Source organism: Streptomyces sp. NPDC111606, assembly GCF_055656945.1.
The window spans coordinates 23400-36918 of the sequence record NZ_JBVKBY010000004.1 but is presented as its reverse complement, the minus strand read 5'-3'; the positions used below and the strand labels follow the sequence as shown (position 1 = coordinate 36918).

Below are 13519 nucleotides of genomic sequence, written 5' to 3'. Positions count from 1 at the left end.
AGACGAACGGGCCGTCTGCGGGCGGGTGGGACGCGACCGGGTCATCGGGTCGCGTTTCCGTCGGCCAGCAGGCCGGCCACGGTCGACGCGGCGGTGCGGTGCCAGTGGCCGCTCCGACGGAGCATGGCGTGGCCCCCTCCGGCCATGATCTTCAGCTCGGCCCGTGCGCCGGCCGCACGCGCGCGGCTCACGAACGACGCCGACGCGCGCGGATCGGTGACTCGGTCGCGGTCACCGTGGAGCACGATCACGTCCTTGCCGTGCAGGTGGGCCACCGGCTCCCCTTCCGGACACCAGGGCGCCAGCGCGAGGACCGCCCGTACTCGCGGGTCGTCGGCCGCGCGGAACGCCGCACGGCCTCCCATGGAGTGGCCGACCAGGATGACCGGTACGTCTTCGGCCAGCGCGGTCAGTTCCCTGAGCGCCTGCCGGGTGTCGCGGACAGGATCAGCGTCGTGACCGTTCCAGCCGCACACTCTGTAGCGCACCTCTGCCAGCAGGACATCGTCATCCGGCACAGCCGCGGCGACAGCCCGCACGAAGGGTCTCATCCGGACCGGCGAGGGATACCACCTGCGCGACGTGGCCCGACTGTGCGCCTTGCCGCCGTGCAGGAACAACACGGCTGCGCGAACCGAGGGAGGGCGGCGTCGTGCCAGCAGCGCGGCTGCGCTCTTGCGCGTGGCCGCGGACGTGCGTTCGTTGCCGCCCATCCATCCTCCTGAAGTGCCGCGTTCGCTGCAGCCTAGAGGGTTCGCACAGGGGCCGATTCCAAAGCTACGCTTGACGCTCCGTGTGGCCAGGGGAGGCCACCGATTCACGGGGGGATGCGCGATGCGCGCCTACATTCGCCGTGCCTGTGTGCCGGCAGTGCTGCTGTCCGCCGTTCTGTTGGCGGGGTGTTCGTCGGAGAGCGACTCGGGGGATTCGGTCGCAAGCCAGGAGCCGGCGGGCGAGGCACCGGCCGAAGAAGCGGCCGTCGAGGCGTCGGAGTCTGCGTCCTCATCCGGTTCCGGCCCCGTTCTGGAGGTCGGGGAGACGGGCGAGTTCGCCACCGGCGAGACGGACGAGTCCGGTGAGGACTACAAGGTGACGTCGACCATGTCCGTCAAGGTCGTCAGTGCGGAGTACGTGACTGCTGAGCAGGTGGACATGGCGAAGGAGCCGGAGAACGGTCAGTACGTCAAGCTGACGCTGACTTTGAAGAACGTGGGCGACGCTCCGGCGAAGTTCATGACGTACGGCAGGATGGAGTGGGAGGACACCGACACGGCCGCTCAGGGCGCCTCCACGCTGGAGGGCATCGGCGACGGGCGGAGTGTCGACTCGTGGTACAAGCCCGGTCAGTCCGTCACCGGACATCTCATCCTCGACGTCGGCGACGAGGGCGGGACCGTCAGCTACAACGGGTCGGAGGATCCGAATGCTGAGGGTCCGGTGTTCTCCGTCAACCTCCCGGAGTAGTGGCGGCCTGGCGTCACCGCGCGACCAGCAGCACCCCGGCGTACGAGAGGCCTGCCACGACCAGCCAGGCCGAGAGACCCAGCAGCGCCGTTCGTGCGCCGGTGCGTGTGAGCGAGGGGAGGTCGACCGCGCTGCCGAGTCCGAACAGGGCTGCGGCAAGCAGGAGTTCCTGCCCGGTGTGAGCGGCCTCCAGGAGTTCGGCCGGCAGCAGTCCGGTGCTGCGCAGAGTCACCGCCGCGAGGAAGCCGACGACGAAGAGCGGTATCAGCGGTGCCCTTTTGCGGCCCGGCTTGCCCGACCCGACCACGTCACGGCTCGGGCGCCGCGTGGAGAGCGCGACGGCGGCGACGAGCGGTGCGAGCAGCGCCACCCGCACCAGCTTCACCAGCACTGCCTCGCCGAGGGCTGCGTCACCGGCTGTCTGCGCCGTGGCGACGACCTGGCCGACATCGTGCACGCTCGCGCCGACCCAGCGCCCGAACTCGGCGTCGCCCAGGCCCAAGGGCCCCTGGAGCAGTGGCAGTACGGCGATGGCGAGCGTCCCGCAGAGGGTGACCAGGGCCACCGAGGTGGCCGCGTCTCGTTCGTCGCTGCCCCTGGCCTCGCCCACCGCGCCGATTGCGGAGGCGCCGCAGATCGCGTATCCCGCGGCGATGAGCAGGGGCTGGTCCCTCGGCAGTCCCAGACGCCGCGCCAGCCACCAGGTGCCGGACAGCGTGGCCATGACGACAGCCAGCGTCATGGCGACCGTGGCCCAGCCGAGACGGCCCACGTCGTCGAGGCCGAGCTGCAGCCCGAGGAGGACGATGCCGACACGCATCAACCGCCGTCCCGCGTAGGCCAGTCCGGGGCGGGCGGATCCCCGTACCACCTTTCGCAGCCGGGGCAGGTGCGCGGCAAGGACTCCGAGCACCACGGCGACGGTGAGCATCGGCACGGCGGGAAGCAGCCGGTGGAGGGCGAGGGCGAAGGCGAGGCCGCATGCCGCGAGGATGAGTCCCGGGTACAGGGCGGGCGCTTCACGCACCCGGTTCCGTTGCGCAGGACGTTCCCTGAGCAGAGCCATCAGCAGTCGGCAGGCAGTTGGTAGACCCGGCGGACGCTGCTGCCCAGGCGGGAGATGTCCGCGCCGTAGACGTGCAGCGAGATCGCCGTGGAGGGGCCGGCGTTCCAGACCCGGTGGATGTCCCCGGGAGGGGCGAAGCCGCAGAACTCGCCCTCCATGTTCACCACGTCGGCGGTGGCGACGAGCCTTGCGGCGCCGTCCGCTCCCGGGAGGAGCCGGTAGCGCCGCTCGCGTTCCTGGCCCTGGTGCACCCCCGTGGTGCACCAGGACACGTGGTCGTGGACGGAGGTTCCCTGGCCGGGCAGCCAGACGAGCGCGACGACGGAGAAGCTCCCGTCGTGCTCCGCGTGCAGCAGGTGCTGCCGGTACCGGGTCGGATCGCTCTGCCGCTGCTCCTCGGTGAGCAGGTCGGATGCGCCCAGGTGGGGTGCGAGGCGTTCACCGACGAGGTGAGCGGTCAGGTCGGGCGGAAGGCCTCGACCGACGTCTTCTCGTAACCCGGCGAGCAGGGCTTCGAGACGGTCGGTGGTGCGGGCCGCGGTGAAGGCACCCGGAGCGGTCGACGCAGAAGTCATACGCAGAGCGTCCGACCGCGCCTGCCATCACGTCCAACGACAGTTTCTTCGCATCTCCCAAGGAGCGCTTATGAATTGAGCGGTCAACAGCCCGTCTTGCTCGCGGCCACTGCCTTCAGTTCTTGGAGAACCAGCGCCGTGGCGGGGATGCGCAGGTGCTCCCGCAGGACGTAGGCCGAGACCTTGCGCCGGGAAGCGGGCTGGAGCGGCCTTCCGGCCACCTTGGCGCGGTGCATGAAGGTCAGCACCAGCGCGGGAACCATGGCCACGCCGAGCCCTTCCGCCACCAGGCTCTGCACCGCCATGTTGTCGTCCGTGGTGAAGGCGATGTCGGGTACGAAGCCCGCCTCCTCGCACTCGTGCAGCAGGTTGGCCCGGCAGCGTGGACATCCGGCTATCCAGCGTTCCCCTTCCAGGTCGGTGAGCTTGACGAACCTGCGCCGGGCGAGCCGGTGCCGGCTGGGCAGCAGTACGGTCAGCTGGTCTTCCAGGAGCGGGGTCTCGACCAGATCGTCCGGGACGTGCTCGTGCAGTCCCGGGTAGGTGAACGCCAGGGCGATGTCGCACTCGCCCCGCGCCAGGCGGCGAAGGGATTCCGGCGGCTCGTTCTCCAGTAGATCGATGCGGATGCCCGGGTGGGCAGCCGCGAGACGGGCCAGAGCCTCCGGCAGGAGCGTGGAGTTGGCGCTGGGGAAGGCGCAGACACGGACCTGTCCTGCGTGCAGCCGGGTGAGGGCGTTCATCTGCTCCTGCGCCGCCGACAATGAACCGAGTATGTCGCCGGCGTGCCGTGACAGCGTCTCGCCCGCCTCGGTGAGTCGTATCCCGCGGCCCACCCGGACGAACAGCGGCATGCCGACGTCCCGTTCAAGAGCCTTCATCTGCTGGGTGATCGCCGGCTGGGTGTAGCCGAGAGCGCGGGCAGCAGCCGAGTACGAGCCGGTCCTCACCACTTCGTGAAAGGTACGCACATACCGGGAATCGAACACCGCTGCATCATAGGGAATGCGAGGGCGCGGCGCTGCTGCCCTCGTCTCCGGGTGTGGCTCGCCGGCGTGGAAGCGTGATCTGGTCGGAACGACGGCTTCAGGTAGCGATCGAGCAGGAAGCGATCGAGAAGGGTGGTCCGTGCCGTGTCTACCAACGGTGGCTGGCGGATCCGACGCGCCGAACCTGACGAGGCTCGCGAGCTGGAAGAACTCCAGGAGCGATCGTCGACTCACTGGGGGTACCCACCGGGCTACTTTGACTGGGCGGGTGATGCTCGGGCGATTCCGGATGCCTATGTCCGGGACCACCCGGTCTTCGTCCTGGAGGAGGACGGCAGGAGTCTCGGCTTCTACGGTTTCACCGAGGAGGACGGTGACCTGCTCCTGGACAAGCTCTTCGTTGACGCCGACGTGATCGGCAAGGGTTACGGCAAGCTTCTCTGGCAGCATGCGATCCGGACTGCGCGCGAGCTCGGGCGATCCGAGTTCATCATCGGTTCGGATCCGAACGCCGCTCCGTTCTACGCAGCCATGGGGGCCGTGGAGTACGCGACGAAGCCGACCGCCGAGCCGTCCTGGACCCTGCACATGTTCCGTTACACGCTCTCAGGCTAGCGTCAGCGTGCCGAGGCGGACGATCGCCGCCGCGCGGACTGGGATCCGCGCGGCGGTGGTTTCGTCGGCACAGGCGCGCTATGGGGACCTGAAGGCTGAACGGGTGGCGCAGTGCCGTTACGCAGGTGCTCAGGGGTGACCGGTGAGGTACCCGCCCATGGAGGTGAAGTACTCGGTCGCGCCCAACTCCCGGCCGTCTTCGGTGCGTACGCGTGTGATGGCCAGGCCTTGGTTGCGGCCGGTGCGGGCGTCGGCTCCGGTGACGATCACCACGCCGTCGCCCTCGCGGTAGAAAATGCGGCCGGGCGTGCCGCCGTAGCGGCCCTCGGAGACCACGGCGGCGAGCACCTCAAGTCGCTTGCCCTTGTGGAAGGTGAAGGTGCTCGGGTACGGCTCGGACTGGGCGCGGATCAGGCGCTGGAGGTCCGCCGCCGGCCAGGTCCAGTCGATTCGGCTGTCCTCGATGGACCGCTTGTGGAAGAAGCTGGCCTGGGACCGGTCCTGCTTGGTGAACTCCGTCTGCCCGGCGGCGATGAGGTCGAGCGCGCCGATCGTGACCGGGGCGATGAGGTCCACGGTCTTGTGGAAGAGATCGGTGGCGGTGTCCGTCGGTCCGACCGGCACCGCCTCCTGCCGGACGATGTCGCCGGCGTCGAGTTCGTCGTTCATCATGTGTGCGGTGACGCCCACTTCGGGTTCGCCGTTGATCAGGGCCCAGATCAGCGGGGAGAAGCCGGCGTACTTCGGCAGCAGCGAGTCGTGCACGTTCAGGGTGCCGTTGCGCGGGAGGTCGAAGATGCGCGGAGGGATCCACGTCCGCCAGTTGTTGGCCACGATGATGTCTGCGTCGGCCTCCTTGAGGCGCTCGAACAGCTCGTCGTCGTCCGGGCGGTTGCGGATCACCACCGGGACGCCGTGCTCCTCTGCGAGGTCGGCGACGGAGTCGCTCCAGATCTTCTCGTACGCGTGCTCACTCTTGGGGTGCGTCACGACCAGGACCACGTCGTGTTCGGAGTCCAGGAGGGCTTGAAGGGTGCGATGCCCCCAGGTCTGGTAGCCGAACATGACGACCCGCATGGGCTTCCTCCTTGAGACAGGGACTGACCAAGGTCAGTAAAGCAAGGCTTGCCTTAGTGCACAACGGGCCTATGCGGCACGTCACTTGAGGCGATGTCGAAGCTTCCGATACTCACCTCGTCCCTATCGACAGCTTCACAGGATTAGCTTAGGCTCACCTAAGTTCCCAGTTTGCCGCTCCGTCAGCGTGCCCGCTTTTCGTACTTCCCCCACGCCTGACAGGCGACTGCCCCGCACGATGGGAGAGACATGTCACAGGTTCTTCCTGGTGACGCAACACCGGTTCACGACCTCATTGGCATCGGCTTCGGACCGTCCAATGTCGCCATGGCGATCGCCCTCGGCGAGCACAACGCACAAGCCGCAGGGCAAGAGGTGATCACCGCTCACTTCTTCGAACAGCAGCCTTCCTTCGGCTGGCACCGCGGCATGCTCATCGACGACGCGACCATGCAAGTGTCCTTCCTCAAGGACCTGGTGACGCTCCGGAACCCGGCCAGCGACTACAGCTTCCTCTGCTACCTGAAGAGCAAGGGGCGGCTGGTCGACTTCATCAACCACAAGAACCTGTTCCCGCTGCGGGTGGAGTTCCACGACTACTTCGAGTGGGCGGCGGCCAAGGTCGAGGACATGGTCTCCTACGGTCATGAGGTCGTCGGCGTCGCGCCAGTCGTCCGTGACGGAACCGTGGAGTACCTGGAAGTGACGGTCCGTTCGGGGGAGGGGCTTCTGGTCCATCGGGCCCGCAACCTCGTCATCGGTACCGGCCTGCGTCCCCTCATGCCGGAGGGCATGGAGCGCGGCGAACGCGTCTGGCACAACTCCGAATTACTGGCGAAAGTCGATGAGTTGGAAGGCGCCTCGCCTTCCCGGTTCGTCGTCGTGGGCGCCGGGCAGAGTGCCGCCGAGAACGTCGCCTACCTGCACCGCCGCTTCCCCGAGGCCGAGATCTGCGCGGTCTTCTCCCGCTACGGCTACAGCCCGGCCGACGACAGCAGCTTCGCCAACCGCATCTTCGACCCGGCGGCGGTCGACGAGTACTTCGCCGCACCGGAGAACGTCAAACGCCGGCTGATGGACTACCACGGCAACACCAACTACTCCGTGGTGGACATCGACCTGATCGACGACCTGTACCGGCAGATGTACCAGGAGAAGGTCCTCGGCACCGAGCGGCTCCGCTTCCTCAACGTCTCCAGGCTCACCGACGTCAAGGAGACGCCGGCCAAGGTCCGTGCCACGGTGACGTCCCTCGTCACCGGCGACGAGACGCCCCTCGACGCGGACGTCGTGGTCTTCGCCACCGGCTACAGTCCCGCCGACCCCATCGGCCTCCTCGGCGAGGTCGCCGATCGCTGCCTCCGCGACGACGAGGGCCGCGTCCGCGTCGAGCGCGACTACCGCATCGCAACCGACCCCGACCTGCGCTGCGGCATCTATCTGCAGGGCGGCACGGAGCACACCCACGGCATCACGTCGGCGCTGCTGTCGAACACCGCCATCAGAGTCGGCGAGATCCTGGAGTCCCTCCTCGACCGGAGCCTCAAGTCAGCAGCCGACGAGGCCCGGACGGTCGCCGACGGAACCGGCAGCACCGCCGCACGCTAGTACGCCCACTTGCCGTAAGCCCCCAACAGGGCCGAATGTAGGGCATGTTGTGGGTGTGATCCTTCCTGAACCAAAGGGATAACGTACGTCGAATGGGCACGACTGCAGTCGAGCGCCCCGCGCTCAGGGGCACAACACCGGCCCGTCGGCGACGGGTTGTGGGCTTGGGCACGCTGCTGCTGATCCTCGTGATCGCGGGGTTGGCGTCGTTGGCCGTCGGTGCGCGCGCGTTGAGTCCTGCCGAGGTGTGGCACGGACTGTTCGCGGCGCCGGACTCCGACCAGCGGCTCACCGAGATCAGGCTCATCGTGCAGACCGTGCGGGTGCCCCGGACGGTGCTCGCGATCGTCGCGGGCATCGCCCTGGGCGTCGGCGGGGCGTTGATCCAGGGATACACACGCAACCCGATCGCCGACACGGGCCTGCTGGGGGTGAACACCGGCGCCTCGTTCGCCGTGGTGTCGGTGATCGCCCTGTTCGGGTTCAATGATCCCTTCCAGTACGTCTGGTTCGCCTTCCTGGGTGCCGCGGCCGCCGGTGTCGTCGTGTTCGGGCTGGCGAGCATCGGCAGGGGGGCGGGCAACCCGTTGACGCTCGCGCTGGCCGGGCAAGGGGTCGCGGTGTTCCTCATGGCGATGACCACCGCGGTCGCGCTGGCCGACAAGGAGTCGCTGAACGCGCTGCGATTCTGGAACGCGGGCTCCGTGGCCGGTGTCGGCTTCGACGTCATCTGGCCGGTCACCGGATTCATCGTGGTCGGGCTGGTGCTGGCGCTGACCACGTTGCCCGCCATCAACCTGCTCAACCTGGGGGACGACGTGGCGCGAGGGCTGGGCGTGAACATCGCGCTGAGTCGGACCATCGGCATCACGGCCATCACCCTGCTGGCCGGCGCGGCGACGGCCGCGTGCGGCCCCATCGCGTTCCTGGGGCTCATGGTGGCCCATGTGGCCCGCTATCTGACCGGGCCGGACTACCGCTGGCTGGTGCCGTACGCCGGTCTGCTCGGAGCCGTGATCCTCCTCGTCTGTGACATCGTGGGCCGCTTGGTGGTGCGGCCGAGCGAGCTGGACGCGGGTGTCCTCGTCGCTCTGCTCGGCGCCCCGTTCTTCGCGGTTCTGGTGTGGCGTGGAAAGTTCAAGAACGCATGAACGGGAAGGACTTGAGGGCGAACGGGCCGGACTTGAAGCCGAGCGGGGCAGACGTGCAGCCGAACCGGACAGCCATGAAGCCTGCGGTGACGCCTGGCGTGCGTCTCGGAAGCGTGTCGTTCGTCTGGCGCCCCTGGATCGTCCTCGTCACGCTGCTGCTCGCCGCGGCGACCTTCCTGGTGTTCTGCCTGTCCATCGGGGTTGGGGACTTCCCCATCGGGCTGGACCAGGTGATCGCCACGCTTCTCGGCCGGGGTGAGCAGGTCGACGAGTTCGTCATCATGGACCTGCGGATGCCGCGTGCCCTGGCCGGCCTCGTCGTCGGGATCGCGCTTGGCGTGTCCGGGGCGATCACGCAGTCCATCGCACGCAATCCGCTGGCCAGCCCGGACATCCTGGGGATCACCGGGGGCGCCAGCGCGGTCGCCGTCTTCCTGGTGACGGTGTCGGGCGGGACCGCCGCGGCGATCGTCGACTCCGTGGGCCTGTCCGCGGCGGCGCTCGCGGGCGGGCTCGGCACGGGTCTACTCGTGTACTTCCTGGCGTGGCGGCGCGGGATCGACGGCTTCCGGCTCATCCTCATCGGCATCTCGGTGAGCGCCGTGATGGAGGCGATCACGACCTGGCTGCTGGTCTCGGCCGACATCAGAGACGTGGCCCGGGCCCAGGCGTGGCTGGTCGGCTCGCTGGACGACCGGTCGTGGGACGAGGTGCGGGTGGCGATCTGGGGCACACTCGTCCTCATGGTCGTCGTGGCCTGTGTGTCCTTCCAGTTCAAGCCGCTGCATCTCGGGGACGACGTCGCCGCGGGCCTGGGCGTCCGGTACACGAGGGTGCGGGCGGTCCTCCTGCTGTGCGCGGTCCTGCTGGCCGGCGTGGCGGTGAGCGCGGCGGGCCCGGTCCCGTTCGTCGCGCTGGTGGCGCCGCAGGTGGCCATGCGACTGGCGAGGTGCCCGACGCCGCCGATGGTGGCGTCCGGCGTGACGGGCGCCCTGCTGCTCATCGGCGCGGACCTGGTCGCGCGCACGGCGCTGCCGATCAGCCTCCCGGTCGGCGTGGTCACCGCCGCGATCGGCGGCCCCTTCCTTGTCTATCTGCTGGTGCGGGCCAACCTCAGATAGCCGGAGCAAAGGTCAGGAAGCGTGAACGGAGGGGGCATGGTGGGCGCTCAGCAGACAACAACCAAGACCGGGACCGAAGTCGTCGACGACGCACGGCTGGCAGCCAAGGGCATCACGGTCGGGTACGGCGCCCGGACGGTCATCGAGGATCTCGACGTGGCGATCCCGTCCGGCGTCGTCACCACGATCATCGGGCCCAACGGCTGTGGGAAGTCGACCCTGTTGCGGACGTTGTCGCGGTTGCTCAAGCCGACCCATGGGACGGTCGTGCTGGACGGCGACGACATCGCCCGGCTCAGGACCAGGGACGTGGCGAAGAAGCTCGGCCTGCTGCCGCAGGCGCCGGTCGCGCCGGAGGGGCTGACGGTGGCCGACCTGGTCGCCAGGGGCCGCCATCCGCACCAGAGCTGGCTGCGGCAGTGGTCGTCGGACGACGCCGACGTCGTGGAGCGCGCGCTGGCCATGACCGGGGTGGCCGACCTGGGCGACCGCCCCGTCGACTCGCTGTCCGGCGGTCAGCGTCAACGTGTCTGGATCTCCATGACGTTGGCACAGGGAACCGACCTGCTGCTGCTCGACGAGCCGACCACCTACCTCGACCTGGCGCACGCGATCGACGTGCTCGACCTTGTGGACGATCTGCACGAGTCGGGTTGCACCGTGGTCATGGTGCTGCACGACCTCAACCTGGCCACCCGCTACAGCGACAACCTCATTGTGATGAGGGACGGTTCGATTCTGGCGCAGGGGCACCCACGCGACGTGATCACCGCCGAGCTGCTGCACGAGGCGTTCGGTCTGCGCGCCCTGGTGATCGAGGACCCGGCGGGCGACAGGCCGCTCATCGTGCCGATCGGTCGCACACACGTCCAACTCCCTTAGATCCAGATAAAGTTGGAGAAGTTAGGCTAGGCTTACCTCATCTGCTCACGCTAGGGTTTGCCTGCCCTTAGACGGGGGTGCAGTGGAAAGCACGAAAGCAAGGGGAATGCGGATGCTCCTCACCAGAACGACGCGTATGAAGCCCTGGCGGCGGCTGGCAGCCGTACTGTCCGCGGCGACTCTCGGCGTCGGCCTCCTCGCGGGGTGTGGTTCCGACTCGTCCGACTCGGCGGACAATGCGAGCGACAACAACTCGACTGCAGCCGCCGGCGTATTCCCGGTCACCGTGGAGCATGCATTCGGATCCACGAAGGTCACCAAGTCTCCCGAGCGGGTCGTCACCGTCGGCTACACGGACGACCAGACCGTCCTGGCATTCGGCATCAAGCCGGTCGGCATGACCGACCAGTACCCGAACCCGGCAGGCCAGAGCCCCGACATCAACACCCAGTGGCCCTGGGTGAAGGACAAGTGGGGCGACACCAAGCCCGAGGTCATCATGAAGAACGGTGACTCCGGCCCCAACTACGAGAAGATCGCCGCCCTGCGCCCCGACCTGATCATCGCGGTCTACTCCGAGGTCGACCAGGCCGCCTACGACAAGCTCTCCAAGATCGCTCCCACCGTCGGTCGTACCAAGACCGAGAAGGAGCCGTTCAGCGCGCCCTGGCAGGACAACGCGCTGCAGATCTCCAAGGCCCTCGGCAAGGCCGACGAGGGCGAGAAGATGATCGCGGACGTGCAGGACCAGCTCGACGCGGCCAAGAAGGCGCACCCCGAGTTCGGGAAGGAGACCGCCGTCGCACTGTCCTGGTACGAGAACTCGGTGGCACCGTTCACCTCCACCGACGTACGCGGACGGCTGGTGTCGGGCATCGGCTTCAAGTACCAGACCGAGATCGACAAGGTCGCGGACGGCAGCTTCTACACCAAGCTCTCGCCCGAGCGCATCGACCTGGTCGACGTCGACCGCATCTTCGTGATCAACGACAAGGCGGACACGGAGGCGCTGAAGAAGTTCAAGCTGTTCACCAACCTGGACGCGGTCAAGAACGGCAAGGTGTCCTACCTGCTGGACAGTGAGGGCCCGGCAGTCGGGGCGGCCATCTCCCAGGGCACCCTGCTCTCCATGCCGTACGCGATCGACGAGCTCGTCAAGTCGGCCGGCTAGGTGTGAGCATCACCGACACGCGCGTCGCCCCGGCAACACTGCGCACGGCGACCGGACGCGAGGCCACCCGATGGGTAGCGGCGCACTGCCGCGAAGTGCCCTGGCTTTCGGTCGCCACCGTGCTCACCACGGTGGCCGGGGCGGCGCTCCAGGTGCTCCCTGTGCTCCTGCTCGGCCGCGTGGTCGACGGGGTGGTCGAGGGCGAAGAGCGTTCGATCCTGGTCACGATCGGGGCGTTGATGGTGGCCGCCGCACTGCTCGGCGCGGCGGCCACCGCGGTGTCGACCTACCTGGTCGGGCGGCTGGGGGCGGATCTGCTCGCGCGGTTGCGCGAGGGCGCCGTCCGGGCCGTCCTCGGGATGCCGAGCGCCCGGATCGAGCAGGTCGGCCGGGGAGACGTACTCTCCCGGGTCGGTGACGACGTGGCCGTCATCTCCAAGGGCATCCGTACGGCCATCCCCACTGTGTTCTCGGCGGGTGTGCTGGTCGTCATCGCCACGGTGGGCATGTTCGGACTGGACTGGCGGCTCGGCCTGGCCGGCGCCGGCGCGCTGCCCGCCTACGTGCTGGCCCTGCGCTGGTATCTGCCCCGGTCCGCCCCGCTCTACCAGCAGCAGCGGATTGCCCAGGCCGACCGCGCGCAGGCGTTGATCAGCGGTCTGAACGGGATCGACACGGTCCGCGCGTACCGCTTGGAGGACGCCTTCCGCGAGAAGGTCACCAGCGAGTCGTGGCGGGTGCGCAATCTCGGTATCGAGGTGTTCCGGTTCTTCGGCCGGTTCGTCGGCCGGGAGAACCGCGCCGAGTTCATCGGGCTCACCCTGATCCTCCTGGTCGGATACGCCTTGTTGGAGACCGATGCCGCCACCCTGGGCGAGGTGTCGGCGGCCCCGCTGCTGTTCCATCGGCTGTTCGTCCCGCTCGGCGCCATCATGTTCACCTTCGACGAGGCACAGAAGTCGGGCGCGAGCCTGACCCGCCTGGTCGGGGTGCTGGAGGAGCCCACGGAGGACCGGCTGGTGGGTGACACGGCAGTTGCGGCGGCCGGCGCCGGGTCGTACCCGGTGACGGTGGAGGGGCTGACGTTCCGCTACCCCGACGCCGAGGAGCCGGTTCTGCGGGATGTCAGCCTGACGATCCCGGCCGGCGGTTCGCTCGCCCTGGTGGGGGCGACGGGCGCGGGCAAGACGACGCTGGCCGCGCTGATCGCGGGCATCGGCACCCCGCAGTCCGGGTCGGTGCGCGTCGGGTCGACCGACCTGGCCGGTCTGGACGAGGCAGCGGCGCGCGCCTTGGTGAGCATCCTGACGCAGGAGACGCACGTCTTCTCCGGCCCGCTCGCCGACGACCTGCGGCTGGCCGCACCGGACGCGACCGACACCGAGCTGACGGACGCCTTGCGCACGGTCGGCGCCCACGGATGGGTCGACGCGCTGCCCGACGGGCTGAACACCCTGGTCGGGGAGGGTGGCGAGCGTCTTGACGTCACCAAGGAAGCCCAGATCGCCCTGGCCCGACTCGTGTTGGGCCGCTCGCCCGTCGTGGTGCTCGACGAGTCGACGGCCGAGGCGGGCAGCGAAGGCGCCGCGGAGCTGGAGCGGGCGGTGCTGGCCGCGTGTTCGGGCCGGACCACGCTGTTCGTGGCGCACCGGCTGACCCAGGCGATGGCCGCGGACCGTATCGCGGTGCTGGACGCGGGACGCGTGGTCGAGCAGGGCACGCACGAGGAACTGGTGGCTCTGGGCGGCCGGTACGCACGACTGTGGCGGGCCTGGCGCGAGGGCAGTTGAGCAACCCCCT

The 13519-nt window shown here is 68.7% G+C and carries 12 protein-coding genes and 1 pseudogene; 8 read left to right on the top strand and 5 right to left on the bottom strand.

From position 1 onward, the window contains the following. Nucleotides 1–41 precede the first annotated feature (41 nt). The gene (locus tag ACZ7M7_RS15585; protein ID WP_472116741.1) at nucleotides 42–713 is read right to left on the bottom strand and encodes an alpha/beta hydrolase; all 672 of its coding nucleotides are present in this window, start codon (nucleotides 711–713) and stop codon (nucleotides 42–44) included. A gap of 121 nt (nucleotides 714–834) precedes the next feature. Here ACZ7M7_RS15585 and ACZ7M7_RS15580 point away from each other — a divergent pair, with 121 nt between their 5' ends. Beyond that, nucleotides 835–1464 carry a hypothetical protein gene (locus tag ACZ7M7_RS15580; RefSeq protein WP_383612224.1) on the top strand — a complete coding sequence of 210 codons (630 nt, stop codon included), beginning with the start codon at nucleotides 835–837 and terminating at the stop codon, nucleotides 1462–1464. A gap of 13 nt (nucleotides 1465–1477) precedes the next feature. Here the strand turns inward: ACZ7M7_RS15580 and ACZ7M7_RS15575 are convergent, their stop codons facing one another. The 3 genes from ACZ7M7_RS15575 to ACZ7M7_RS15565 all read right to left on the bottom strand — a co-directional run bounded on the left by ACZ7M7_RS15575 (nucleotide 1478) and on the right by ACZ7M7_RS15565 (nucleotide 4094). Beyond that, the gene (locus ACZ7M7_RS15575) at nucleotides 1478–2530 is read right to left on the bottom strand and encodes a YeiH family protein (protein WP_472116738.1); all 1053 of its coding nucleotides are present in this window, start codon (nucleotides 2528–2530) and stop codon (nucleotides 1478–1480) included. Further along, on the bottom strand, nucleotides 2530–3105 hold the full coding sequence (locus ACZ7M7_RS15570) for a cysteine dioxygenase family protein (RefSeq protein ID WP_383612230.1): 576 nt from the start codon (nucleotides 3103–3105) through the stop codon (nucleotides 2530–2532). The genes ACZ7M7_RS15575 and ACZ7M7_RS15570 overlap by 1 nt, the downstream gene beginning before the upstream one ends. Before the next feature lie 83 nt (nucleotides 3106–3188). Further along, a complete protein-coding gene (locus tag ACZ7M7_RS15565) occupies nucleotides 3189–4094 on the bottom strand; it encodes a LysR family transcriptional regulator (RefSeq protein WP_383612233.1) in 906 nt (301 codons plus the stop codon). Between the two features lie 117 nt (nucleotides 4095–4211). Here ACZ7M7_RS15565 and ACZ7M7_RS15560 point away from each other — a divergent pair. Next, a pseudogene (locus ACZ7M7_RS15560) lies at nucleotides 4212–4709 on the top strand (GNAT family N-acetyltransferase); the annotation flags it as partial. Between the two features lie 129 nt (nucleotides 4710–4838). On the opposite strand, the gene ACZ7M7_RS15555 reads toward ACZ7M7_RS15560, so the two are convergent. Next, a complete protein-coding gene (locus tag ACZ7M7_RS15555) occupies nucleotides 4839–5786 on the bottom strand; it encodes a methionyl-tRNA formyltransferase (RefSeq protein ID WP_472116734.1) in 948 nt (315 codons plus the stop codon). A gap of 249 nt (nucleotides 5787–6035) precedes the next feature. On the opposite strand from ACZ7M7_RS15555, the gene ACZ7M7_RS15550 reads away from it, so the two are divergent. The 6 genes from ACZ7M7_RS15550 (at nucleotide 6036) to ACZ7M7_RS15525 (ending at nucleotide 13509) form a co-directional block, all read left to right on the top strand. After that, nucleotides 6036–7394, top strand: a complete 1359-nt coding sequence (locus ACZ7M7_RS15550) for a lysine N(6)-hydroxylase/L-ornithine N(5)-oxygenase family protein (RefSeq protein WP_472116731.1) — start codon at nucleotides 6036–6038, stop codon at nucleotides 7392–7394. 92 nt (nucleotides 7395–7486) lie between these two features. After that, complete coding sequence (locus ACZ7M7_RS15545) at nucleotides 7487–8545, top strand: FecCD family ABC transporter permease (RefSeq protein WP_470949274.1); 1059 nt, start codon at nucleotides 7487–7489, stop codon at nucleotides 8543–8545. A 74-nt stretch (nucleotides 8546–8619) separates the two neighbouring features. Further along, nucleotides 8620–9666, top strand: coding sequence for a FecCD family ABC transporter permease (locus tag ACZ7M7_RS15540; protein WP_383612245.1), 1047 nt, complete (start codon nucleotides 8620–8622; stop codon nucleotides 9664–9666). A 36-nt stretch (nucleotides 9667–9702) separates the two neighbouring features. Next, nucleotides 9703–10548, top strand: a complete 846-nt coding sequence (locus ACZ7M7_RS15535) for an ABC transporter ATP-binding protein (protein WP_383627903.1) — start codon at nucleotides 9703–9705, stop codon at nucleotides 10546–10548. 112 nt (nucleotides 10549–10660) lie between these two features. Next, the gene (locus ACZ7M7_RS15530) at nucleotides 10661–11719 is read left to right on the top strand and encodes an iron-siderophore ABC transporter substrate-binding protein (protein WP_472116727.1); all 1059 of its coding nucleotides are present in this window, start codon (nucleotides 10661–10663) and stop codon (nucleotides 11717–11719) included. A gap of 2 nt (nucleotides 11720–11721) precedes the next feature. After that, nucleotides 11722–13509, top strand: coding sequence for an ABC transporter ATP-binding protein (locus ACZ7M7_RS15525; RefSeq protein ID WP_472116724.1), 1788 nt, complete (start codon nucleotides 11722–11724; stop codon nucleotides 13507–13509). Nucleotides 13510–13519: the final 10 nt, after the last annotated feature.